The following is a 23,456-nucleotide window of genomic DNA, read 5'->3' on the forward strand; positions in this document are numbered from 1 at the left end:
GGCCCTGTCCTCATGCGCTCAGTCGTCAAGACCAAGCTGGGCACGCACCGCGCGGCGTTCCGCGCTCATGGTCGCCCCCGTCAGCGCGGCCGGCGGCACCTTCCCGGCAAGCAGCGCCGGACCAAGGATAACGGCAGGTTGCGCATTCGCTTCCCATGCCTCGAAGCTGGCGAGGTTGGCCGTTGCCAGTTCCTTCGCCCATCCCTCCATCGCGGGAACCAGCTTGCCGGAGGCGCGGGCGCGTTCCAGAGCGGCTTCGACGCGGCCTTCATGCACCTCGGACAGAAGCGAGATATAGCTTGACGCCAGTTCCTTCGCCGGGCCGGTGTCGGTTCGCAGGCCATCGGCGGTTGCGATGATCGCCCGGATCTGTGCAATCAGCGCGTCAACCGGCGCATCGGCCGGGGCGCCAAGGGCTTCGCGCAGCAGCTCCACCACATCTTCGGGGGTGAAGTCGGCCGGCGCGTCTTCGGCCGCGCACAGGGCCTGCATGCCGGGAATGGCCGGATCGTTGGTCAGGCCCGCGCGCTGGATGGCCATGACTTCGCCCTTGGCGACCTGCACAACCGGGCTGATGAAGCGGTATTCCCGCCCCTCGATCTTGGCCTTGCCGGTGGGCGTCCACGCAATGCGCGCCCATATCCCGTCTTCGCGCGCGGCAAGCTCTTCGATCCAGCCCGCGGCCGGCGCCTCGCTTTCGTGCTTGCGGTCAAGGGCGTGATCCATATCAACCGGCATGCCGCGGGTCACCTGACCCTGAGACCGGGCGATCACCGCCGCGGCATTGGTCACGCGCCACGGCCCGCGCCGGTCCACCAGGGGAAATTCGCCCGCGGGCAGAAGCTGTACCCAGCTTTCTGCCCCGGCCGCCGCGCAGGCGAGTTCGGTATCGGCCAGCGGCACGGCCGGCAGTCGGGTTTGGTCCGCGCTCATGGCGATCCGTCCTGAAGATAGGGCGAGACCAGAAGATCCGCCGATCTGTGCCAGATATTGGCGCCACCGCCTTCAAGTTCTTCGGCCAGAAGCAGCGCGCGGCCGGCGGCTTCCAGCGACGGGGGCACCACCAGCACAGTCGGGGTTACGCCGATGATCCGGCCGCCGTCATAGCGCAGCGCCTGCATCGCCGCGCGCGCTGCTGCATAGTTGGTCGCGTTCAGCACCTGTTTGGAGCCATAGGCGAACTGCCACAGGCCATAACCGGCATTCACCCGCGCCCGAACCCCGTAGAGGAATTCGTCGCGCATGAAGACGTTGTGATCCTCATCCCGCGTCAGCGTTTGAAGCTTGTAGGGAACGCGGGTCTGGAACACCAGCGGCTTGACCGGGCGGCTTGTATCCAGAAGGAACCAGGGCGTATCGCTGCCACCCTGAAAATTCGAGACCGATTGCGCGTCGCCGTCGGTATCTTCAACCGGGTGATCGGTGTCGAAGAAGAACTGGCCGTCATAGCAGGTTTCGGCAAAGCCGCGCTTGAGAACCTCGAAGACAAGTTCGTCGGGATGCGTGGCCGCGGCGTGCGCCATCATCGTCAGTTGCGGCGCGTAGACGCCCAGCCGGTCATCCTCGATATGGTCGCGCTGCACCCGCATCGTGCTTTCGAACTTGCGGTTCTCCAGCGTGTAGCGCGCCGCACCCACGGCCCGGATATGGCGTTCGCCCAGCCATTCGCGCATCTGCGGCACGCTGGCCAGCCAGCCATAGGTTTCGTCGGCGCCGGTGGATTTCACATCCATGGCGATCTTGTTCCAGTAGATCGACGTCGCGTTCAGGGCGTTGTTGAAGACGGTGTTGAAGCCGCTGAACATTTCGTCCAGGGCGGAAGCCGCGATATCCATGTCAGGTGGTCCTTGCGGGTTTGGGGGCGGGTTTGGGGGCGGGTTTGGAGGAAGCCTTCGCCTTGCGGGCTTTTCCGCGCAGCTTGTGCACATAGGCCGCTGTCACGCCGTGCCTGGCGGCAATGGCGTTGGCGCTCATATCCGAATTCAGCGCATCGTGGCGCAGCCGGGCGGCATTGCGTTTGCGCCGCCATCCGGCGCGCGACGGAATGTCGATTTCCATTCCGCCGAAACGCTCGACAAGCACCGTGAGGATGTCCGGGCCAAGCGCATTGTGCAGCCGTCCGCCAACCCGCTTCGGGATGCAAATCCGCTGGCCACCTGCAACCTCGATCAGCCGCGCGCAGGCGTCTTCGCCCAAGGCTTCTGTAACTACGCTGGCAACGGAAAAGAAGTCATCTCTCGACACGGGCATCCTCCGGTTTCGGATGCCTTGGGCATATCACCCGGTTTACCAGTATAGCCGGGGGATGTAGTTTCCGGTTGGCAGCGCCACGACATGGGAGGCCGGCAAGGTGAAAATCGTTCTGAGACCTACTCCGGACTTCCTGGACCTTGAAGGTTGGCGCGCGTACCTCGAAGAAGTGCGTGCGGATGCTGAGGATGTCGTTGGCCGCGATCTCGCCATCAAGGATGCCGAAGCGATGGTAAAACTCCTTGAGGAACACGAGGCCGCTCAGAGAGGCACAGAAGGCCGGTAGGCGTCTGCGCCCCCCTTCCCCCCCGAATTTGCGGCATGGCTATTTTTGAACGCGCTCCGGGGCGATTAAACGGCATTGCGCGTGGGGGCAGCGGGCAGAGCCGGAAACGACAAGGGCGGCGCCTTTCGGCACCGCCCCTGGCAACGGTTCGGGGGCCGTGTCAGGCCGCGCGGCGCTTCCATGCCTTCAGGCCGGTGATAGCCTTGCGCGCGCCCTCCATCGTCAGGAAGCGCATGCTGTCCACCTTGTGGAACTTGCGCAGCCAGCCCAGCAGGGCGGCATCGTCGCAGTCGCTTGCCCCGTGGATTTCCCGCCACAACTCCCGGATCAGTTCGATCTGCGCGAAGGTCGCCATGCCCGGCCGCGAACCGTAGTCCTTCCCACGCGGGGTGCCCGGTTCGAAGCCGAGATACTGGAACCAGCCGATCAGGGCGTCGAAGCCTTCCGCGTCCAGATCCTTGGACGTGGTGACGCCAGCGATCTCCACCAGGGCGGAGCGATAGACCGCGTCGGGCATGCCGAGCTTCGTTGTCGCCACCTTGATCAGGGCGGTCTGCTTGCTGGACAACGCCATCACACGCCCCCTGCATGGCCGGACCAGACCATGCCTTGGGTGTCGACAGGCAGTCCCGCGGCCTCTGCCTCCTGCTTGCGACGCGCGCGGTTCTTCCGGCGAACAACCTCTTCGAAGCTCTGCATCGCGGCCTCATGGTTCTGTTGCATCCGGTAGAGGCCCGTTCCGGCCAAGCTGGCAACGGATTGAAGATAGCCGGTATCTCCGTTTTCGAGCGCATCGGTCAGGTGATTGAGTGTTTGAACCGCTTGCGAAATGGTGATCGAAGCTTCCTTGAACGCTTCATGTATGCGTTCGATTTCCCGGTCGGTGAATTCGTGGGTCTTCTCGGTCATTGCAGCGTTTCCCCTTCCTTGCGTGCCACGATCCGGGGGGCGCGGGCGGAACGCCCGAGCGTCGTGCGAACAAGGTCCATCTGATGATCGCCCGCGGCGAAGAGCGCCCGCCAGGTGGCCCAGTCCTCAGCCGAAGGCGGCGACGGCAACTCGGCCGCGGCCCGCAACGTCTTGTGCGCGTGGTCGAGGCATTCGGCGAACGCCACCGCTTCAGTCTCCGACAGCGGCGTGACCATCATGTCGCGCTCCGCCATAAAGGCTTCCATCCCTTCGGGAATTGGCACCAGTATCGTCGCTTCGGCCATCACTTCCCGCCTTTCGGTGCGAGCTTCATGTCGATGATTGCTCCCTTCAGATGGGCAAGCGTGGGGTGCTCGCCTTTCCCGGTTGCGCTGGATAGCGCGGCTGATACCGCGATCTCGACGCTGCGCAGCCCGTGGGCCATGCGCGCAACGCTGTGCAGCGCGTCCACCGCCGGGCCGATCGCGTAGGGTGTGCCCTCCACAAGTGCGGCAACGTCCGCGCGGCTCACTTCCGTGACGATCACCGGGCGCAGCATCCGGCTTTTTAGTTGTGGGATGTCGTCCAGCACCGCCGGAAGTCGCATGTCACCGCAGAAGACAAGATCGAACTCACCCTTTTCGGCCAGCGCGCGCGCCCATTCGAACGCCTCGGTCTTCTTGCCGTTCTTGTTGTTCCGCTGGTGAAGGTGCTGCGCTTCATCAATGACCAGAAGCGACCCCTTGCCCACGGCGGAAGACAGAGTCATCCGCGCTTCTGTCAGTGTGTTGAACCTGCCAAGGCTCGGCGCGTAATCGATCCATTCATGCGCAAGTCGCTTGGCAAAGTTCCACGCGGTGCCCTCGCCGGAAGCGATATCGATATAGATGCCGTCGCGTCCGAGATCCTTGCAGTACTGCTTGGTAGTGGTTGTCTTCCCACAGCCGGGAATACCTGCGATGCAGGTCATTTTTGGGCCGTCGCTGAAGCGCACAAGGTCGAGTGTGCGCAGGATGTCCAGCGCAACCGCCGTCTCGGCGAAGTCGCCGATATCGCGCCGGAGCGTTCCGGCATTGGCAATCACATGAAGTTCTGCCATGTTTTCTCCTGTTGATCGGAGGGCTTGCGCCCTCGGTGACAGGCATGGGGAACGGTGCCAGCGTTCCTCATGCCCCTTTCCCAAGCCGGGCCTTCTTCTTGGCCGCGATCAGTGCGTCCAGCCCGGCATGGAATTCCTTCAATTCGTCGGTTTCCTCGTCCGCCTCGGCCGGGGCCGCAGTTTCCCGCAGCGGCGCACCGAACCGCCCGGCGACAACCGCCTCGGGTGGTTCCGGCGGGGCATCCTCGGCCGCGCAGGCCGCTTCGAATGCAGCCCATGCCGCCTGTCTTTCTTGATCTGTAAGATAGTTGTTCGCCGCCTCGGCCGCGGCTTGCGCGGCTTTTGCAGCTTTGTCGTTGCGCTTGGCATCGCGAACGCCGTCCACACTGTCGTAAGCACCGCGCTTCACGGGTTCGATGCCCTCGCAAATGATGTCACAGTTCGCCTCGAAGGCTATGGCCGGGGCGCTGAAGTCGTCCGGATCGCGGCCCAAGAGGATGCGTTCCCTCTTGCGGTGAAAGGGCAAGAGCACCTGTTGCGTACCGGCACCGCCATAGGTCCAATGCCCAACAGTACTGCGGCCATGGCGATCTACGGCAACATCCGTATAGATCAGGCCAGACAGGTAGAGTTGCCGGGCCGTTGCCTTGCGCATGATGCGCGCGTCAAGTCCGTCGTTGAACACCTGTTCATAGGAGCGCCCGTTCGCTCCCTGACTGCGCCGCCCGTTCTCCCGGTTGTGGCGGGCAACCTCGCGCCGGAGTACGGCTTCCGCCTTGGCCACCGGCACCGGTACGACCTTCGGGGAAGGCGAACTTCCGGGCTTATGCCCTTCATGCGCGCCCGCGAACTCGGGGCCGTCATCAACGGCGCGGGAAAGGGCCGCAAAAGTGCGTTCCGCTATCTTGGCCTTAGCGTTTCGCGGCAAAGCGAAATGGAGCTTGATCCCCAGATGATAACAAATGCCCAGTGGCTGGACGCCTTCCCGCTTTCGCCCACCATTGCGAAACCGGTGTACGTTGCCACCGGCCACCAGATGCCCGGCAAAGGCCGAACCATTGTCGGTATAGAGCCGGTCGAATATCCCGTATCGCTCGCACACCCGCTTGATCAGGCGCACGGTACTCGCCGCGTTTTCATGCTGGGCGAGTTCAAAATCCAAGATGTAGTTCGACGCCACGTCCACAAGGACAAGCATAACGGGCCGCACGGCCCGCCCGTCGCCCCAATCAACCCAGAAATCGAGCGTTCGCCCATCGAGAGAAACCCACTCAAGCGGTCCGATTGTCGTCTTGTCGCGAAGCGCCGGTTGGGTCAGATGCTTGATGGTTGCTTCCTTTCCGAGACGCGCGTCGAGCTTTTGCGCCTCGTCAAGCGCATTCCACCTTCGCCAGACTGTCGGCCAGGACGGCCAGTCCCAGCCCATCTCCGGGGCAGTGTCGCGAACCTTGCTCCAAGCCGATTTCAAGGGCCATTCAGGCGCAGCCTCGCGGATCTCCGTCATGAAGAACCGCCATGCATCTTCCGACATCTCGGCCGTCACCATCCCGCCCTTGTGTCCATCCAGAAGCGTGGGGGCATAGTTGATCGGGTCCACCCCTTCGACCGCGGCCAGAAGCCGCTTCAAAGAGGGCTTTGAAACCGCTTCATCGGGGAACCGTTCGGCCATCAATCGCTGCCGATCCGGCCAGTTCACACCCTGATCCGCAAGCGAAACCAGAACCCGCGCCATCGCCGCTTTCCGCTCGGCCCGGTCCCGTCGCGACGGTGCGGCCTCCATCAACGCCGCGTGCGCTGCGTCGTCATAGGTGCCCGGATCAAGGTGCAGCTCGTTGCAGGTCCTTCGGAGCAAGGCCAAGCGTGTGGTTTCGGGCAATCCTGATACTTCGAAAACAAACTTCTTGCCATCCAGCCGTGGTTCTACGCCCTGTGTTTTCAGCCACTTGCGAACCCCCTGTGGTGTGGTCGGATGATCAGGAAGACCGGCAATATCCGCAACTGTGAAGATCATCTCTGAGCCATCGAAGCCTTCTTAACGCGAGCAATCATCCGTTTGGCCTTGGGGCCGTTCCATCTCCCGAAGAAGGCGTCCCGAACGTTCTGTATTCGGGTTCCATTGGCATCACACCAAGCGGACAGGGTCGTACCTTGGGCAACGAACCCGGCGCGAACCGCATGATATTCGGCTTTCTGTACGTTCCCGAGTGTGTTAGAACCTGACATTAGTATGACCAGCAGCTCCAGCGTATTACGATAGTATGCTAGGCGCACTATGGGAACTTGTCAATGAATGACAGCGGCAGACCGGATATTCTCGTGGAGCGCCTACATATCGTTCAGAACCGGGAGGGCCTCACCATCAAGGAAATGGCCGAACGCTGCGGCCTGCCGAAAAGCTCTTTGGAAAGCTACATGCGGGTGAAAGGGCCGAAACGACCGGGTATCGACGCACTGCTTGCGATCTCCGAAGGCATGGGGGTCTCAATCGACTGGTTGGTCGGCCGCTCAATCGAGAGCTTCGCGCCAAACCTTCGACAACGCGATTACGCGTTGGGTTGCTTCAATATCGTGATGGCTCTTCTTCACTGGCTTCGGAAGGAACAAGAGAAAGCAGCATCCTCAATCCTTGCACAAGACAGGATCGCCGGGAACGACGACGCCACGATTGCAGCCCGGAGCATGATGGAGTTCGTGGAGACGATGCAAGCCTACGCAGCGAACGGCCATCGGTTCGGTAACATACGCGCGGACCTCCAGGCGGGGCTAGAAGAAGCTCTCAGCAAGACGGAAACGGGAAACTGATTGGTTTCCGGCCCCTGCTTGCCCCCATTGATTTCATTAGGCTTTTTTCTGCGACTTTCGGTGTAACGGCCCGTTTCCGGCCTCAAGCACGCCCATCGGTATCAAACCTGTTGAAATCGGCCATCTGCAACCAACTGAAAACACGTGAAAATTTTTTCGGTCGGGATCAAACCTATTGAACGCCGTCAGGCTGGTCGCCCCGGGTCGAATTCGAGGTTTGCCCCCGCAGGTCAATCTGCAAGGCGATGGGGTGAACGATGGCAAAGGTCGGCCCCAAACACGCAAGGTGGTTCTGGACGGCGCCGGGAAATCGGATATCACTTTCCGAACGCCCCGGTCCAACCGGGCCGCTGAACCAGGGGAATACCGGAACGGGATGGAGTCGGATTACGCGATCATAGGCGGCGGCGTCGTCGGGCTTTCCGTGGCCTGGGGCCTCTTGAAGCGGGGCAAGCGGGTGACGGTGCTGGATGGCGAGGACGGGTCCTTCCGCGCAAGCCGTGGCAATTTCGGCCTGATCTGGGTGCAGTCCAAGGGCCTGACCCAGCCCCGCTATGCCCGCTGGTCCCAGCAATCGGCGAAGCTCTGGGCCGATTTCGCCGCGGAGCTGGGCGACAGCACCGGACGGCCATTCGCGGTGGACCAGAACGGCGGCTTCGATCTGCATTTCTCGGAAGAGACGCTGGAAGCCACCGTCGCGAAATACACCGCTTTGAAGGACAAACTCGGCGGCGATTACCCGTTCGAGGTGCTGGGCCACAACGCCCTGCGCAAGGAAGAGCCCGAGATCGGCCCAAAGGTCGTGGGCGCGATCCTGCACCATCAGGACGGGCACACCAACCCGTTGCGGCTGCTCTTGGCGCTTGCCGATGACGTGCGGCGTATGGGCGGGCAGGTTCGGACGGGCATGCGGGTGACGCAGGTTGCGAAACCGGGCGCGTTCCGCCTGACATTGGCCGATGGAACGCAGGTGGAGGCGGGCAAGGTCATCCTTGCCGCGGGGCTGGGGGCCATCGACCTTGGGCCCAAGATGGGCTTTCGGGCGCCGATCCGTCCCCAGCGGGGGCAGGTTCTGATAACCGAGAAGCTGCCGAAGATGATCAACCGCCCGTCGCTGATCGCCCGGCAGGTGGACGAGGGCGGCATCCAGATCGGGGCCACGAATGAGGAGACGGGCTTTGACGACAGCGTGACGCGGCCCGGTCTGGCAAAGCTGGCCGCCGATGCGGTCGCGGCCTATCCCGCGCTTGCCCGCGCGCAACTGGTGCGCAGTTGGGGCGCGTTGCGGGTTCTGTCGGCGGATGGGCTGCCGATCTATCAGGAAAGCCCCACGATGCCCGGGGCCTATCTGGTCACCTGCCATAGCGGCATCACCCTTGCCGCGGTGCATGGGCGCCTGCTGCCCGACTGGCTGGAGGGGACCGCCGCCGCGCCGGACCTGGAGGTGTTCAGTGAAGACCGCTTTGCCGTTTCTTGAAACCGACACGCCGGCCCGACGGGTGCGGGTGTGGTTCGACGGCGCGCCGCTGGACCTGCCCGAGGGGATGAACCTTGCCGCGGCGTTGCTGGCCGCGGGGGTGCGGGTCTTTCGCCATACCCCGGTCTCTGGCGCGCCGCGCGGGCCGTTCTGCATGATGGGCGCCTGTTTCGACTGTCTGGTCGAGATCGAAGGCGTGACGCGGCAGGCCTGCATGCTGGAGGTGACGGAGGAACTGCGTATCGGCCTGCCGCAGGCGGGAGAGGGTGGCCATGACGAAGGCTGACCTGATTGTTCTGGGCGCGGGGCCCGCGGGCCTTGCCGCCGCTGCCACGGCCGCCGGGTGCGGGCTGGATGTGATCCTGATCGATGAACAGCAGCGCCCGGGCGGGCAGATCTATCGCGATGTGGACCGGGTGCTGCCACTTCGCGGGGAGGTTCTGGGCCCGGACTACGCAACGGGGGCGCGGTTGACCGGAGGCATTCGCCAAGACACGATCCGCTACGTTCCCGGCGCCTGCGTCTGGCAGATCGAGCCGGGATTTTCGGTGACCTATAGCGGGAACGGGGGCGGCGTCGTGACCGGGGACCGTCTGCTGCTGGCGACCGGGGCGCTGGAACGGGCGATGCCGTTGCCGGGGTGGACGCTGCCCGGTGTGATGACCGCCGGGGCAGGGCAGATCCTGCTGAAGCAATCGGGGCTGGTCGCGCAGCGGGCGGTTCTGGTTGGCACCGGGCCGTTGCTGTTTCTGGTCGCCGCGCAGATGGTGCGGGCGGGCACGCCCCCATTGGCGCTGGTCGAGACGCAGACGCGGGCCGATCTGGCCCGCGCCGCCCGGCATGTCGGGGGGGCGATGCGCGGTTGGCGCTATCTGGCCAAGGGGCTGGACATGCACAGGACGCTGGCACGGGCCGGCGTGCCGCGCCATGTGGGGGCCACGCAGGTCGAGATTGCCGGGCCGGGGGCGGCCGAGGCGGTCACGTTTCACTGCAATGGCCGGCGCCACCGGATCGACTGCGACACCGTCTTTCTGCATCACGGGGTCATCCCCAACACGCAGGCCGCCCGGTCACTGGATATCGGCCATCGCTGGGACGTCCGGCAGCACGCCTTTGCGCCGGTGCTGGATGGCTGGGGCGAAAGCGATATGCCGGGGGTCTTTATTGCGGGCGACGGGGCCGGGATCGGCGGCGCCACCTTGGCCGAGCTTGCCGGCCGGCTTGCCGCGTTGCGCATCGCCGAAAGTCTGGGAAAGGTCAGCCCAGCGGAGCGGGACCGGCAGGCGGCGCCCCTGCGGCGGGCCCTGGAACGCGAAGCGGCGGTCCGGCCGTTTCTCGATACCGCCTATCCGCCCTTTGCCGAAGCCCTTCAGCCCGCCGACGACACCGTTGTTTGCCGCTGCGAAGAGGTCACCGCGGGCGATATCCGCGGCTTTGCCCGGCTGGGCTGCACGGGGCCAAACCAGGCCAAGGCGTTCGGCCGGGTGGGCATGGGCCCCTGTCAGGGGCGGATCTGCGGGCCTGTCGTGACGGAGCTTTTGGCAAAGGCCAACGGGCAAAGCCCCGACGCAACCGGGTATGTCCGAATCCGCCCGCCGCTGAAACCCGTTACCCTGGGTGAGCTGGCGCAGTTGGCCGAACCGGACCCGGAGGCTAAAAAATAGCCGAAAGCGAAACCGTTCGTATGTGAAAGCGCGAATAATGAGCGAATTCCATGACGGAAATATGACGAAACTATGATACAATAGTCGTAGAGGGAACAACTTTGGCTTGTCCCGAGGAACATTGTTCTTAAATAGGTGGAACGACACAAGAATGTAAGCTCAGCGACAATCGTGCCGAGCAGGTCATATCGGACGTTACGCATCTTCCCGCACCGGTTGCGCCACAAGATGCAAGTACGGGGGAACAGAAATGGCACGTGACGACAGCGCAGACGCCCTGAACGAGGTTCTTGAGACGGTGGTCGGACTGGAAATCTACCTTTCGAAATTCTGCGAAAGGAACAGGATCGGAAACCCGGATATCTCGAACGTTCTGTTCCAGCTTGCGGCGACAAAGCAGGCGGTCCGGCAGGCGACGCCGCCGCGCCTCGCCGATCTGGACTATCTTCTTGAAGAGGACCAGGCGCACTGATCCGTGCTCCATGGTTCAGTGCCCCACACGCGAATGACCAACACTGCAGGAGCGGGTCGTGCTTGCGGCTTGTTTGAACATGGGTTGTGTGCAACACATGGTTGAACAACCATTCCGGTTTCTGGTGGTGTTCGGGGCAGAATGATGGCGCAAAAAACGGCACAGCGCGCGGGAGGAAATTCCCGAAACTCTGCCCAGACCGCTCAAGTTGGATCGGTATCGCCACGGGTTGATGACGACGGTCTGTGGGTGATCGGGATCGGCGCCTCCGCTGGCGGGCTATCGGCGCTTGAGACGTTTTTCGAGACCTGCCCCTGCGATTCCGGCGCGGCCTTTGTCGTGATCCAGCACCTGTCGCCGAAACATGAAAGCCTGATGGCCGATCTCTTGTCCCGGCGGACGAGGATGCCGGTCAAGATGCTGGACACCGACAGCAAGATCGAACCCGACCATGTCTACCTGATCCCGCCCGGTGCGGTGATGCGGGTGGAAGGGGACGTGCTGAAACTCTCCCCGCGCAGCGAGGTGCTGTCGCTGCCCATCGACATCTTCTTTGCCTCGATGGCCGAGAATTTCGGGGAGAACGCGATCGGGATCGTCCTGTCGGGCACCGGGTCGGACGGCACGCGCGGATCGATTGCGATCAATGCGGCCGGTGGGCTTGTGCTGATACAGGATCCGGAGGAAGCCAAGTTCGACGGCATGCCGTTGAGCGTGCGGCGGGCGGGGGTCGCGGACGAGGTTCTTCCGGCTGCGAAACTGGCAGAACGGGCGATCCTGCACCACGAACATCCCACCGATCTGTCGTTGCGCCCGGCGCCGGATGCGGGCGGGTCGCCCGAAGCCCCGCCCGTTACACCGGTTCAGGCGGAATCCGATGCGCTGGAAGCGATCTTCGACACGCTCAGCGATGAAAGCGGGATCGATTTCAGATCGTACAAGAGCACGACGATCATGCGCCGGCTGGGGCGGCGGATGCAGGTTCGGCGTGTGGGAAGCCTGCGCAACTACCTTGACGTGCTGGTAAACTCGGCCGAGGAACTGACTGCGCTGCGCCGTGAATTGCTGATTTCGGTGACCCGGTTCTTCCGGGACGAGGAGTCGTTCAAGGTTCTCGAAGAGCGCGTCATCCCCCGGATCGTCGAGGGGCTGAGCCGCCATGACACCGCGCGGGTGTGGGTGGCTGGGTGTTCGACCGGGGAAGAAGCCTATTCCATCGCGATGCTGCTGCACGAAGCGTTCGGCGCACACACGCGCACGCCCCAGATCAAGATCTTCGCCACCGATGTGAACGAGGACAACCTGCAATTCGCGGCCGCGGGCACCTATCCAAGTTCGATCGCGGCCGAGGTCAGCCCCGAACGGTTGGAGCGTTTCTTCACCCAGGATCGCGAGACGCTGACGGTGTCGGCGGAACTGCGGCAGTCGCTGGTCTTTGCCCGGCACGACCTGCTGGCCGACGCGCCCTTCACGCGCATGGATCTGGTCAGTTGCCGCAACACGCTGATCTATTTCCGCCGCGATGCACAGGAACGTGCGCTGAAACGTCTGCAATACGCGGTGCGGCACAACGGGTTCCTGTTTCTCGGCAACAGCGAATCCATCAGTGCGACCCAGAACGGGTTTCAGTCGATCGATACGACGAACAAGATATTCACCCGGGTGTCCCATGACAAAAGGTCGGGCCTCGATGTGTCGTCCGGAACGGCGCCGGCGGCGGGCTTTCGCAGCGGGGCAGCGCAAGGCACCGGGCGGCAGCCCATGCGGCACGACACCACCGAGGCCGCGAAACGGGTCGAGAAGGGGCTTGTCGTCGACACGGCGATGCAGGCCCTGCTGGACCGGTGGGCGCCGCCGTCGATCATCGTGAACAGCCGCTATGAGGCGGTGCATTTCCAGGGGGATTTGCGGCCCTACATGCGGACGCGTTCGGGCAAGGCCAGCCTTGATCTGACCCGTATCCTGCCCGACACGCTGGCCGCGGTTGCAAGCGTTCTGGCCCGCAAGGCCTATGAAACGGGGGCGGAGGTCGTGTCCGAACCCCTTGAGTTCAAGACCGACGACACGACCCGTGTGGTCAAGGTGTATGCCTCGCCGGTGTCCGATGCCGGCGCGACAACCAGCGTTCTGCTCAGCTTTGAGCCGATCCATATGGCGGGAGAGACCTGTTCGATCCCGCAGCAGATCGATCTGGCGGCCGTGGCCCAGGCGCGGATCGACATCCTTGAAAGCCAGCTCGACGCGACGCGGGCCGACCTGCAATCCACGATCGAAGAGCTTGAGACCTCGAACGAGGAATTGCAGGCCACCAACGAGGAACTGATGGCCTCCAACGAGGAGCTGCAAAGCTCCAACGAGGAACTGCAATCGGTCAACGAAGAGATCAATACCGTCAATGCCGAGTATCAGGAGAAGGTCTCGCTTCTGAACCGGTTGAACGGCGATCTGTCCAGCATGATCCGGGCGGTCGGCGTGGCCACGGTGTTCCTTGACGAAACGCTGTCGATCACGCGGTTCTCGCCGGATGCCTGTTCGGTCTTCAAGCTGCGCGAAAGCGATGTGGGGCGACCCCTGGAGGACATTGCCCACCGTCTGAAATACACCACGCTGATCGAAGACATTCACGAAACCATCCGGACCGAGAACCGCTGTGAGCGGGAGGTGGTGGGCGACGATGGCGAACTCTACCGGGTCAGGATCGTGCCCTATTCGATCCAGACCTCGGGCCAGCGCGGCGCGGTGCTGACGATCATGAACGTCACCGTCTATCGCGATGTCGCGCGGCTTCAGGGCATCATCGACGCGCTGCCGGAACATGTCGCGGTGCTGGATTTCGACGGAACGATCATGCTGACCAATGCGGCATGGACGCGGTTCGCACGCGCCAATGGCGACCCGAACCTGAACAGAAGCGGCCCGGGGGCGAACTACCTCGAAATCTGCCGCGAGGCGAATACCTGCGCGCCCGACATGGAGAAATGCGAGGACGCGTTGAGCGCCGCGCGCGCCTATGAGGGTGTGAAGGAGATCCTTGAAGGGTCGCGGGCGACCTTCTCTCTCGAATATCCCTGCCACTCACCCGAACAGGAACGCTGGTTCTACATGACCGCAGCGCCGGTGGTCGGGCGGGAATTCGCCGCTGTGGTCAGCCATATCGAGATCACGTCCTGGTTCAAGACGCTGGGCACGCAAGAATAGGGCGCGCCCGGCGTCTTGTGGCGTCACATCCTCAGCCTGCGGCGGCCAAGCGATCGATCTGCGCCCGCAACCCGGGCATCGCAAACCCGGCCTTGGTCAGGGCATCGACGATCTCGTCGGTGGGGCGCGTCCCGGCAGAGGCCAGCGCCCAGATCACCGACGACCGGAACCCGGCCCGGCAATAGGCGAAATGCGGTCCCGGCAGGTCGGTCATCGCGTGTTTCTGCGCGGCGATCATGTCCGGCGTGATCGGGGCGTGCACAACCTCGATCACCGCGAATTCAAGCCCGGCCGCGCGGGCAGCCGCCTCCATGTCCGCCGCACGCTCACCGGGTGCGACTTCGGCATCGGGACGGTTGCAGATGACAGATTTGAACCCTGCATCGGCCAGCGCCTGCATGGCCTCAGCGCCCGGTTGCGGTCCGGCCGCGAAATTCGGTGTCAGCTTCACCATGGCCGGCAGGTCGCCAGCCTGTGCGTTGGTATCGTCGTTTCCCAAGACGATCTCCCCCCTAATATTACACTTTCAAGACATACGCGGCTTCCCCCCCCGGTTTCAATGTAAACCGTAAGTGCATTTGACGTGGGTCAAGGCTCTGCGGCGCGCGCTCATGCACCTTTGCCAGACCAACTTGTGAGAGGTTCGATGAAATCGCTTCAGGACAGACGTCGGCAATTGCTGAAACGGCTGGCGGAACTCGATCACCGACTGCACGATATCGAGGACGAACTGGACGCCCACCAATCCAAGGACTGGGGGGAGCTTGCGCTGGAGCGCGAGGAAGACGAGGTTCTGGAAGGCATGGGAACCTCGGGCCTGGCCGAGGTGAAGCAGATCAAGGCCGCCCTCGCGCGAATCGAGGATGGCAGCTACGGTGTATGTGTCCGGTGTGGGGAGGACATTGCCGAGGAAAGGTTGGATGTCGTTCCCGCGACGCCATTTTGCCGCATCTGCGCGCGCTGATGCCGGGTGTATGGAAGCTGACCACATGAGCATGTTGCCCGCGACGAACCGTATGCCTGCTTTTTCCAACTCTGCAAAACAGTCTGCCACACAAGACGAGACCCGCGCCATGATCCGCGCGCGGATCGAAAGCCTGCTGACCAGCGGCACGGTTGCCGCACAGGTCAATCGCCGCCTTTGCACGAAGGGCCGGCGCAGCCCGTGGGCGGACGCCCATGCAAGCACCGACAGGTGCGATGCGGGCCATGGCCCGGCTGGCATCACCAACAGAGGGAGAGAGCGATGGCATTCGAACAGCTCAAGGCCGGAATCTACCTGATCCTGGAAGAGATCGAGCAACGCCCCGACGACCGCCACATCCTGCAAGAGCAGTTGCGCGAGAAGATTGCCGAACTGCGCGGCTTGGGGATGCCGGTGCCCGAGGACATCCTGCGGCTGGAGCAGGAGCTTGAGGACGACGACTCGGACGACATTTATGACAACATGCCCGTCTGATTTGGCCTGACCCTATAGAAATATTGCGTTTTTTTACGCCTTGCAGCCTAATGACGTGCAAGGCGGTGCTGATCTGCAACCCTGACGCGTAAGGCGCCGCCCGGCATGAAAGGGCGCCGATGGCAAGCGAGGTTTCAGTTCATTACCCGGCGGAGGGGATCGGCCGGATCCTCTTGCGGGGCGGTCGGGGCAACCTGTTGTCGGCCGATCTGCTGGCCGCGCTGCACGGCGCCCTGTCGCAAATGCTGGCCTCTGCCGCGCTTCGCGCCGTTCTGATCGGGGCGGAGGGGCGGAGCTTTTCCTACGGCATCGACCCCGGCCATCCCGACAGTGTGGAAGGCGCCCGGACCTTGCGCGCGATCTGCGACCTGATCGAGACCGCAACGGTGCCCGTTGTCGCGGCGCTGCAGGGGGCGGCGATGGGGGCGGGGTTCGAACTGGCGCTGGCGGCCCATTTCCGGGTGGCACGGATCGACGCGCGGCTGGCCCTGCCGGACATCGTGCTTGGCGTGCCGCCGATGGCGGGCGCGACCCAACGGCTGCCCCGCCTGACGGACCCGGAGGCCGCGCTTGACGTGCTTCTCACCGGCCGCTCCGTGACGGCGCTGAAGGCAGAGCGGATGGGGCTTGTCGATGCCGTGGTGGATCAGGACCTCGACACTGCCGCCCTGCGCTTTGCCGAACGGCTGGTTGCGGAACGCGTTGGTCCACGCCCGACCCTTCAGCAACCCTTGCCCGATTTCGACAGCCTGCACCACGCGGTGGCGACCCGGCGGGCGATGCTTGCGGCGGCCGGGCCGGTGGAGGCGCCGGGGCGGATTCTCGATTGCGTCGATGCCGCGGCGATGCTGCCGCCCGATACGGCGATGGAGTTCGAGGCCGTCGCTTACGAGGATTGCGCGAACAGCGCCACAGCCCGGGCCCTGCACCATGTCGCCCGTGCCGAACGCCAGATGCGGGAAGCCGCCCGAGCGCGGAGCACCGCCGCGCGTCCCCCGCGAAGGATCGGCATTTGGGGGTGGGGGCCCGAGGCCGCATCGCTTGCCGCGCTGTTTCTGAGCAGCGGCGCCCGGGTCACGATGGCTGCCCCGGATGAGACCTGCCTGGCCGCCGGTGTTGCGGCTGTCGACACGGTGCTGACCGGGCGGGCTGCAAAACTTGGCGCGGAGGCGGTCGGGCGGAACAACCCGTGGGATCGTCTGTCGGGCGTGATCGGGATGGCGGGTCTGGGCCGGTCGGTGCTGGTTGTCGAGGCCGGGGACGGGGCATGGCGAGAGCGGGAAGACGCCTATCCGGCATTGGCCGGCGCCTTGCCCGCGGGCGGCATCCTTGCGGCAACCGGGCCGTTGGCAGAACCGGACAGGCTGGCGCAGGTGATCGACGGGCGCCGCGATTTGGTATGGCTCAACAGGCCCGATCTCGGCCTGCATCCGGGGCTGTGCGAGATCGTTGGGCACAAGGGCGCCGCGCCTGACATCGTCGCCCGCATGGCTGTTCTTATGCAGGAAGTCAGCCCCACGATGCTTGTGTCCACCGGGCAAAGTACCCTTCTGTCGATCTTTGTCGCGCTTCTGGAAGCTGGCGACGCCTTGGTGGAGGAGGGCGCATCGCCCTATGACATCGACGCGGTCATGCGGGACTGGGGCTTTGCCGTTGGACCGTACGAACTGGCCGACAGGCTCGGGCTGCCCGCGCTTTTGGCGTTGCGGGCCCGGCGGCCCGAAAGCCGCGATCCGCTGAGCGCGCCGATCCTTCTGCTGGGTCAACTGGTGGCGGATGGCTGGACGGGGCGGGCTGCTGGGCGCGGCTTTTACCGCTATCACGGGCCGGACGAAACGGCCCAGCCAGATCAGGCCGTGCTGGATCTGGCGGCGTCCTCCCGTGACCTGATCGGAAAAATCCCGCAGCCGGTGTCAGCACAGACGATCCGGGCAGAGCTGCTGGCGGCGATGGTGCAGGCCGGGGCAGCGCTCTGGCGGCGCAAGGCGGTGCAGACGGTGGGCGAGATCGATCTTGCCGTGATCCACGGGTTGGGCCTGGCGAAATGGCGGGGCGGGCCGATGCAGGCCGCCGACGAAGCGGGGTTGTTGTCGATCCGCCGGAAGCTTTTGCAAATGGCCGCCCGGCGGCCAGAGGCCGAGATATGGACGCCCGACCCGCTGATTGCGGAGTTGATCAAGAACGGGCGCGGTTTTGAGGAACTGACGCGGGACGACCCGGCGCCCTTCGCGCCGTCAGCTCAGGGTGATGCCGATCACGACCATCATCAGGCCGAGTGCTGACATCCCAAGCGCGGCCATGTTCTGCGCGACGGCGCGTTGAAGCCGTTTGCGCATCTCATCCTCGGGCAGGTCCTGCCCTCGCGCCTTGAGAATTTGCAGGATACACCAGACGAGACCGACCAACCCCGCCAGCGAAACCGCCGCGCCGACCCAGATCAGAGCTTCCATCCCGTTCTCCCTTTCCTGCCGGTCATGCGCCTAGTGCAGCCGGCGCCAGCATGCAAGAGGACTTGCGAGGCCCCCGGTGCGGCGTTAGGTCAGACGCCCAAGCGATCGGTGCAGAACCACAAGGACAGCCCATGGACGACGACACGCCCGCCCCCGACAGCTATCGCGTAACCGCGGACGAATTGCGCCAGTTCATCGAACGTTTCGAACGGCTGGAGGCCGAGAAGAAAGACATCGCCGACCAGCAGAAAGAGGTCATGGCCGAGGCCAAGGCCCGCGGCTACGACACCAAGGTGATGCGCAAGGTCATCGCCCTGCGCAAACGCGACCGGGACGATATCGCCGAAGAAGAGGCGATCCTTGAGATGTACAAGGAAGCCTTGGGCATGTGACCGGGCCCCTGTCCGGACGCGCAGGGCCGGGTCTGGACAGAATGCCGCGGATGCCGTAACCCGGCTGTATGGCCGATCAAATCAGTCAGGAACAGCGTCCCCGTCTCGCGCTCCGCCGGCCGAGGCTCGACCCTTGGTCTGTCGGGGCCGTCATCATCGCGGCGCTGGTGCTGTTGCCGATCCTTTCGGTGATCTGGATCGCCTTCACGCCCGAGGAAAACGTCTGGCCGCATCTCGTGGCGACAACGCTGCCGCGCTATCTGGCCAATACCGGCGGGCTGATGGCGGGGGTCGCGCTGCTGTCTGCGGCGGTCGGGGGCGGGGCGGCGTGGCTTGTGTCCATGTACCGGTTTCCGTTCAGCCGCTGGCTGGACTGGTTGTTGCTGCTGCCGCTTGCGATCCCGGCCTATGTCGGGGCCTATGCGCTGGTCGACTTCCTGGAATATGCCGGCCCGGTGCAGACGGGCCTGCGTGCGCTTTTCGGCTGGGACAATGCGCAGGACTACTGGTTCCCTGAAATCCGCTCTCGCGGCGCGGCGATCCTGGTGCTGTCGGCAGCCCTTTACCCCTATGTCTATCTGCTGGCGCGCACGGCGTTTCGCGAACAGTCCGGCGGCGCGTATGAGGTCGCCCGGGCCCTTGGCGCCGGTCCGCTGGCGCTGTTCTGGCGCGTTGGCCTGCCGCTGGCCCGCCCCGCCGTCGCGGCCGGTTCGGCCATCGTGATGATGGAAACGGTGAACGATTTCGGCGTGGTTGAATATTTCGCGGTCCAGACCCTGACAACGGGCATCTTCTCGGTCTGGCTGGAGGGCGGAAACGCGGGCGGCGCGGCGCAGATCGCAACCGTGATCCTTGTGATGATCCTGATGCTGGTGGCGCTTGAAAAGGTCAGCCGCCGGAACCTGAGATTCCACAATCCCGGCCGCAGCCACAGGCCCGTCGTCCCCGCTACCCTGACCGGTATCGGCGGTTGGGTCGCGATGCTGGCCTGCCTGCTGCCCGTTCTGATTGGCTGCGGCCTGCCCGTGGGCGTGATCCTTGGCCATGCGGTGGACAATAGCGAGGCATGGACCGATGAGGGGCTGATGCGCGCCCTTGGCAACACGCTGACCGTTGGCGGCCTGGCCGCGATTGCGACGGTGGCGGGTGGGCTGTTCCTTGTCTACGCGGTTCGGCTGACGGGCCGGACCCTGCCGAAACTGCTGCTGCCGGTCACGACGATAGGGTATGCCGCGCCGGGCGCCGTGCTCGGGGTTGGTCTGCTGTTGCCGATGGCGGCGGCCGACAATGCGCTGGCCGACGGGGTGGAGCATGCCTTCGGCATTGATATCGGGCTTTTGATGACCGGGTCGGCTTTCGCGATCGTCTATGCGTTCTCGGTGCGGTTCTTCGCCATCTCTCTGGGGGCGGCCGATGCCGCGATGGGCCGGATCACCCCCAGCCTGCCGATGGCGGCACGGTCCTTGGGCCGGACTGCGCGCGGGACGCTGACATCGGTCTACATGCCGCTGATCCGCCCCTCTGTCGGGACGGCGCTTTTGCTGGTCTTCGTGGACTGCGTGAAGGAACTGCCCGCCACGCTGCTGTTGCGGCCGTTCAACTTCAACACGCTCGCAACGCGGGTCTATGAGCAGGCGAGCCTTGAAAACCTGGGCGATGCCGCCCCCGCCGCCCTGCTGGTCAGCGCCGTGGGGCTTGTCGCCGTCGGCTTCCTTGCCCGCGCCAATCGCTGAGCGAATATCTTGCGCTGTCAGCACAGGCCCGCTACATCAAGGCCCGTGCCCCTATAGCTCAGCTGGTAGAGCATCTGATTTGTAATCAGAGGGTCGGGAGTTCGAGTCTCTCTGGGGGCACCATAGGCAGACGCTATCCATCTGGTGTTGCTGCCAAAAGCAATCAGAGCATTTGCCCTGTGTTTCCGAATAGCCGGCTTTTTATATAGGTGGTTCTCGATCTGGACCTGCTGTGCGAGTTCTTAACGGACGCACGGGGCCCAGTTTGCGGCGGGGCATGGCCGCCACACCCTTGCAAGGCGCGACGGCTTGCACGGGGAAGCCCTGCGTCTGGCGCAGCTTTTCTATGGCATCCGTTTGTCGGTGCAGTTGTCTCTTGTGATCGCGGAAAGTTTCTGCATCCTGCCAGCGGCAAACAAGAACACCTTGGGAGGAAACACATGAAACATACCGTCCTTGGCGCGGTCTCTGCCGCGGCGCTGACCCTGGCCGCATTCACCGCCGACGCCGCCGAAACCACCCTGCGCATCACGTTGCAGCTTCCGCTGAAAAGCCATCTGGGCCAGAACCTCGCCCTCTTCAAGGAAGAGGTGGAAGCCGCGTCCAACGGTGATATCGCGGTGGAAATCTACGACTCCGCCCAACTCTACAAGGACAAGGAAGTGCCGCAGGCGGTTGGTTCGGGCGCCATCGAGATGGGCGTTGCCTCGCTGACCCGGTATGTGGGCTACATCCCCGCTGTCGACGTGTTCTACCAACCCTTCCTGTTCGATACCGAGGAGAAGGTGCGCAAGGCCGTGGCACCCGACAGCCCGATCCGCGGGCCGATCGATGCGGCGATTGCCGACACCGGATCGACCGTGCTGTGGTGGCAGGCCTATGGCGGTGCGGTGATGCTGTCCAATGGCGGGCCGATCAAGTCGCCCGACGACATGAAGGGCAAGAAGGTCCGGGTGTTCTCCAAGACGCTCGGCGATTTCGTGGAGGCAACGGGCGGCGCGCCGACCATCATCTCCGGCTCTGAACAATACCTCGCCTATCAGCGTGGGACGGTTGATATCGGCATGACCGGGGTCTCCGGTGTGCAGGCGCGCTCCCTGTGGGAGGTGATGGACACCATCACCGTGACCAATCACGCGGATATCGAGTTCATCGTGGTCGTGAACACCGATTTCTGGAACAGCCTGCCAGAGGCGCATCGCGAGATCATCGCCGCTGCCGCCAAGTTCGCCGAGGACACCGTTCGCGACGAGATGTCGAATATCGAGGCCCGGGCCTATGCCGCGTCCGAAGAGAACGGCATGACGATCTACACCCCCACGCCCGAGGAAATCGCCGCGTGGAAAGAGGCATCGCAGCCGGTCTACGACACATTCCTTGAACGCACCGGCGACACCGGTCAGGCGATGCTTGACGCCGCCCGCGCCTTCTGAGCCACAAGGCAACCCGTCGGTTCGTCCGGCGGGTCGCCCTCCCTTCGAAAGACCACTGATGCGTGTTCTGGATGCCGTGGAACTCCTCGCCGCAAGGGTTTCCGCATTGTTGCTTGTCGCGGCGGGTGTGATGCTGAGTTACGAGGTCGTGGCGCGGTATTTCTTCACGGCGCCCACGATCTGGGCCGCGGAACTCAGCCAGCTTTGCCTGATCTGGGCCTGTCCGCTGGCCGCGCCCTGGGTGTTGTCGGCGCGGCGGCATATTCGCGTGACGGCGGTGACGCATCTGTTGCCAATGGGCCTGCGCCGGGGGCTGGAGGTTCTGGCCCTGCTGGTCATCGCGGTGTTCAGCGCGGTGGTGGTCTGGTACGGGTTCGACATCTTCCATGACAGCTTTTCCCGCGGCCGGATGACCGGCACGATGCTGGAACTGCCCGCCGCGCTGCCCGAGGGCGCCATTCCGGCCGGCTTTGCGCTGATCCTGCTGTCGGCGCTGAAAGGGGCGTGGCGGGCGCTTACCGGCCCCTTGCCCGAGGATGGGGAGCAAATGGAATGACCATCGCGATCATCCTTGTTCTGCTGTTCGGGCTGCTTCTGGCCGGTATCCCCGTAGCCTTCGCGCTGGGGGCGCTGGGGCTTGGCATGCTGTGGCTGGGTGGTTTTTCACCGCTGATGGCGCCGCAGGCGATCCTGTCGACGCTGGACGGGTTCATCCTGCTGGCGGTGCCGCTGTTTCTGTTGATGTCGAACATCCTGCTGAAGGGCGGGGTGGGGCGCGATCTTTTTGCGGCCGTGCAGGCCTGGGTCGGGCATTGGCCCGGCGGCATGGCGATTGCCACGATCCTGTCCTGCGGGATCTTCGCCGCGATCTCGGGGTCGTCGGTCGCCACGGCGGCCACCATCGGCACCGTCGCCGCGCCCGAGATGATCTCTCGAGGGTATGAGAAACGCTTCGTCTATGGCCTGCTGGCGGCTGGGGGAACGCTCGGTATCCTGATCCCGCCGTCGATCCCGCTGATCATCTATGGCTTCGTGACCGAGGAATCCGTGATTGCGCTGTTCATGGCCGGGATCGGGCCGGGGCTGGCGCTGATCGCGCTATTTATCGGCTATTCGGTGGTGCACGCGAAATTCTTTGGGGGGTATCAGCCGGTCGCAAAGGCCAGCCGGGCGGAGCGTTTTTCGGCGACCTGGCGCGCCCTGCCGTCAATCGTTCTGGCGGTCGTGGTTCTGGCCGGCATCTATTCCGGGGCCTTCACGCCGACCGAGGCCGCGGCCATCGGCTTTGCCGTGGCGCTGCTGATCACCGGGGTGATCCTGCGCAGCCTGACGCTGAAGGCGCTCTGGGACGCGATCTGGGAGTCGATGGTGACGACCGTCGCCATCCTGTTGATCATCGCGGGCGCCAAGATCTTCGGCAAGGCGATCACGCTCTATCGTATCCCGCAGGAAATTTCCTCGATCATTGCCGATACGGTCGCCACGCCCCTCGGTCTGGTGGTGCTGGTCTGTCTTGTGCTGCTGCTCATGGGCCTGGTGTTCGAGGCGCTGTCGATGATCCTGATCATGACACCGGTGCTGCTGCCCGCGGCGCTTGGCATGGGGTTTGACCCGATCTGGTTCGGCATCTTCATGGTGGTCATGGTGGAATGCGCCCTGATCACGCCGCCGGTGGGGCTGAACCTCTACGTCATCCAGTCGGTCACACGGTCCAGCCTGCTGGATGTGTCCCGCGGGACGCTGCCATTTCTGGGGCTGATGCTGGTCCTGGTGGCGCTTCTGTACCTCTGGCCCGACCTCGCCCTCTTCATTCCGTTCAAGTTGTGAGTGCC

25 protein-coding genes and 1 tRNA gene are annotated in these 23,456 nt (G+C 64.1%); 16 read left to right on the forward strand and 10 right to left on the reverse strand.

The window, feature by feature from the left end; genetic code table 11:
- Positions 1-18: 18 nt before the first annotated feature.
- From RGUI_RS00485 to RGUI_RS00495, 3 genes are read right to left on the reverse strand one after another with little or no spacing between them, the layout of a single operon-like run.
- Positions 19-933: a phage protease gene (locus tag RGUI_RS00485; protein ID WP_081531256.1), complete on the reverse strand. Its 915-nt coding sequence runs from the start codon at positions 931-933 to the stop codon at positions 19-21.
- Positions 930-1,835 (reverse strand): Mu-like prophage major head subunit gpT family protein, encoded by a 906-nt coding sequence (locus tag RGUI_RS00490; protein ID WP_081531257.1) that lies wholly within the window; start codon positions 1,833-1,835, stop codon positions 930-932. Before RGUI_RS00490 ends, RGUI_RS00485 begins: the two co-directional genes overlap by 4 nt.
- A gap of 1 nt (position 1,836) precedes the next feature.
- The gene (locus RGUI_RS00495) at positions 1,837-2,244 is read right to left on the reverse strand and encodes a hypothetical protein (protein ID WP_156882826.1); all 408 of its coding nucleotides are present in this window, start codon (positions 2,242-2,244) and stop codon (positions 1,837-1,839) included.
- A gap of 106 nt (positions 2,245-2,350) precedes the next feature.
- On the opposite strand from RGUI_RS00495, the gene RGUI_RS00500 reads away from it, so the two are divergent.
- Complete coding sequence (locus tag RGUI_RS00500) at positions 2,351-2,536, forward strand: hypothetical protein (RefSeq protein ID WP_081531259.1); 186 nt, start codon at positions 2,351-2,353, stop codon at positions 2,534-2,536.
- A 160-nt stretch (positions 2,537-2,696) separates the two neighbouring features.
- Here RGUI_RS00500 and RGUI_RS00505 read toward each other — a convergent pair whose 3' ends face one another.
- The 5 genes from RGUI_RS00505 to RGUI_RS00525 form a co-directional block, all read right to left on the reverse strand.
- Entirely contained in the window at positions 2,697-3,110 is a 414-nt protein-coding gene (locus tag RGUI_RS00505; protein ID WP_081531260.1) for a regulatory protein GemA, read from the reverse strand.
- Positions 3,110-3,445: a hypothetical protein gene (locus tag RGUI_RS00510; protein WP_081531261.1), complete on the reverse strand. Its 336-nt coding sequence runs from the start codon at positions 3,443-3,445 to the stop codon at positions 3,110-3,112. The genes RGUI_RS00505 and RGUI_RS00510 overlap by 1 nt, the downstream gene beginning before the upstream one ends.
- On the reverse strand, positions 3,442-3,750 hold the full coding sequence (locus RGUI_RS00515) for a hypothetical protein (protein ID WP_081531262.1): 309 nt from the start codon (positions 3,748-3,750) through the stop codon (positions 3,442-3,444). Before RGUI_RS00515 ends, RGUI_RS00510 begins: the two co-directional genes overlap by 4 nt.
- Complete coding sequence (locus RGUI_RS00520) at positions 3,750-4,529, reverse strand: AAA family ATPase (RefSeq protein ID WP_172841046.1); 780 nt, start codon at positions 4,527-4,529, stop codon at positions 3,750-3,752. The genes RGUI_RS00515 and RGUI_RS00520 overlap by 1 nt, the downstream gene beginning before the upstream one ends.
- Positions 4,530-4,611: 82 nt before the next feature.
- On the reverse strand, positions 4,612-6,396 hold the full coding sequence (locus tag RGUI_RS00525) for a transposase domain-containing protein (protein WP_172841047.1): 1,785 nt from the start codon (positions 6,394-6,396) through the stop codon (positions 4,612-4,614).
- 434 nt (positions 6,397-6,830) lie between these two features.
- Here RGUI_RS00525 and RGUI_RS00535 point away from each other — a divergent pair, with 434 nt between their 5' ends.
- The 6 genes from RGUI_RS00535 (at position 6,831) to RGUI_RS00560 (ending at position 14,157) form a co-directional block, all read left to right on the forward strand.
- Positions 6,831-7,346 (forward strand): helix-turn-helix domain-containing protein, encoded by a 516-nt coding sequence (locus RGUI_RS00535; protein ID WP_081531265.1) that lies wholly within the window; start codon positions 6,831-6,833, stop codon positions 7,344-7,346.
- 376 nt (positions 7,347-7,722) lie between these two features.
- Positions 7,723-8,823, forward strand: coding sequence for an FAD-binding oxidoreductase (locus RGUI_RS00540; RefSeq protein WP_081535903.1), 1,101 nt, complete (start codon positions 7,723-7,725; stop codon positions 8,821-8,823).
- On the forward strand, positions 8,798-9,109 hold the full coding sequence (locus tag RGUI_RS00545; RefSeq protein WP_253798693.1) for a (2Fe-2S)-binding protein: 312 nt from the start codon (positions 8,798-8,800) through the stop codon (positions 9,107-9,109). The genes RGUI_RS00540 and RGUI_RS00545 overlap by 26 nt, the downstream gene beginning before the upstream one ends.
- The gene (locus tag RGUI_RS00550; protein ID WP_081531267.1) at positions 9,096-10,487 is read left to right on the forward strand and encodes an NAD(P)/FAD-dependent oxidoreductase; all 1,392 of its coding nucleotides are present in this window, start codon (positions 9,096-9,098) and stop codon (positions 10,485-10,487) included. Before RGUI_RS00545 ends, RGUI_RS00550 begins: the two co-directional genes overlap by 14 nt.
- A 250-nt stretch (positions 10,488-10,737) precedes the next feature.
- A complete protein-coding gene (locus tag RGUI_RS00555) occupies positions 10,738-10,959 on the forward strand; it encodes a hypothetical protein (RefSeq protein WP_081531268.1) in 222 nt (73 codons plus the stop codon).
- Positions 10,960-11,208: 249 nt separating this feature from the next.
- Positions 11,209-14,157 (forward strand): CheR family methyltransferase, encoded by a 2,949-nt coding sequence (locus tag RGUI_RS00560; protein ID WP_216640089.1) that lies wholly within the window; start codon positions 11,209-11,211, stop codon positions 14,155-14,157.
- Between the two features lie 31 nt (positions 14,158-14,188).
- On the opposite strand, the gene RGUI_RS00565 is transcribed toward RGUI_RS00560, so the two are convergent.
- The gene (locus tag RGUI_RS00565) at positions 14,189-14,656 is read right to left on the reverse strand and encodes a TIGR01244 family sulfur transferase (protein WP_081531269.1); all 468 of its coding nucleotides are present in this window, start codon (positions 14,654-14,656) and stop codon (positions 14,189-14,191) included.
- A 147-nt stretch (positions 14,657-14,803) separates the two neighbouring features.
- Here RGUI_RS00565 and RGUI_RS00570 point away from each other — a divergent pair, with 147 nt between their 5' ends.
- The 3 genes from RGUI_RS00570 to RGUI_RS00580 all read left to right on the forward strand — a co-directional run bounded on the left by RGUI_RS00570 (position 14,804) and on the right by RGUI_RS00580 (position 17,898).
- Positions 14,804-15,121, forward strand: coding sequence for a TraR/DksA C4-type zinc finger protein (locus tag RGUI_RS00570; protein WP_081531270.1), 318 nt, complete (start codon positions 14,804-14,806; stop codon positions 15,119-15,121).
- 282 nt (positions 15,122-15,403) lie between these two features.
- Positions 15,404-15,616: a hypothetical protein gene (locus tag RGUI_RS00575; RefSeq protein WP_081531271.1), complete on the forward strand. Its 213-nt coding sequence runs from the start codon at positions 15,404-15,406 to the stop codon at positions 15,614-15,616.
- 119 nt (positions 15,617-15,735) lie between these two features.
- Entirely contained in the window at positions 15,736-17,898 is a 2,163-nt protein-coding gene (locus RGUI_RS00580) for an enoyl-CoA hydratase-related protein (protein WP_081531272.1), read from the forward strand.
- Here RGUI_RS00580 and RGUI_RS00585 read toward each other — a convergent pair.
- The gene (locus tag RGUI_RS00585) at positions 17,851-18,066 is read right to left on the reverse strand and encodes a hypothetical protein (RefSeq protein WP_081531273.1); all 216 of its coding nucleotides are present in this window, start codon (positions 18,064-18,066) and stop codon (positions 17,851-17,853) included. The genes RGUI_RS00580 and RGUI_RS00585 overlap by 48 nt on opposite strands.
- A 131-nt stretch (positions 18,067-18,197) precedes the next feature.
- On the opposite strand from RGUI_RS00585, the gene RGUI_RS00590 reads away from it, so the two are divergent.
- The 6 genes from RGUI_RS00590 (at position 18,198) to RGUI_RS00615 (ending at position 23,451) form a co-directional block, all read left to right on the forward strand.
- Positions 18,198-18,458: a DUF2312 domain-containing protein gene (locus RGUI_RS00590; RefSeq protein WP_081531274.1), complete on the forward strand. Its 261-nt coding sequence runs from the start codon at positions 18,198-18,200 to the stop codon at positions 18,456-18,458.
- A 68-nt stretch (positions 18,459-18,526) separates the two neighbouring features.
- Positions 18,527-20,191 carry an iron ABC transporter permease gene (locus RGUI_RS00595; RefSeq protein ID WP_081531275.1) on the forward strand — a complete coding sequence of 555 codons (1,665 nt, stop codon included), beginning with the start codon at positions 18,527-18,529 and terminating at the stop codon, positions 20,189-20,191.
- A gap of 47 nt (positions 20,192-20,238) precedes the next feature.
- A tRNA-Thr gene (locus RGUI_RS00600) sits at positions 20,239-20,314 on the forward strand.
- Between the two features lie 317 nt (positions 20,315-20,631).
- The gene (gene dctP / locus RGUI_RS00605) at positions 20,632-21,624 is read left to right on the forward strand and encodes a TRAP transporter substrate-binding protein DctP (protein WP_081531276.1); all 993 of its coding nucleotides are present in this window, start codon (positions 20,632-20,634) and stop codon (positions 21,622-21,624) included.
- Between the two features lie 58 nt (positions 21,625-21,682).
- A complete protein-coding gene (locus RGUI_RS00610) occupies positions 21,683-22,180 on the forward strand; it encodes a TRAP transporter small permease (RefSeq protein ID WP_081531277.1) in 498 nt (165 codons plus the stop codon).
- Entirely contained in the window at positions 22,177-23,451 is a 1,275-nt protein-coding gene (locus RGUI_RS00615; RefSeq protein ID WP_081531278.1) for a TRAP transporter large permease, read from the forward strand. Before RGUI_RS00610 ends, RGUI_RS00615 begins: the two co-directional genes overlap by 4 nt.
- The last annotated feature ends 5 nt before the right edge of the window (positions 23,452-23,456 follow it).

It is taken from the genome of Rhodovulum sp. P5 (assembly GCF_002079305.1).
Classification (GTDB): Bacteria; Pseudomonadota; Alphaproteobacteria; order Rhodobacterales; family Rhodobacteraceae; genus Rhodovulum.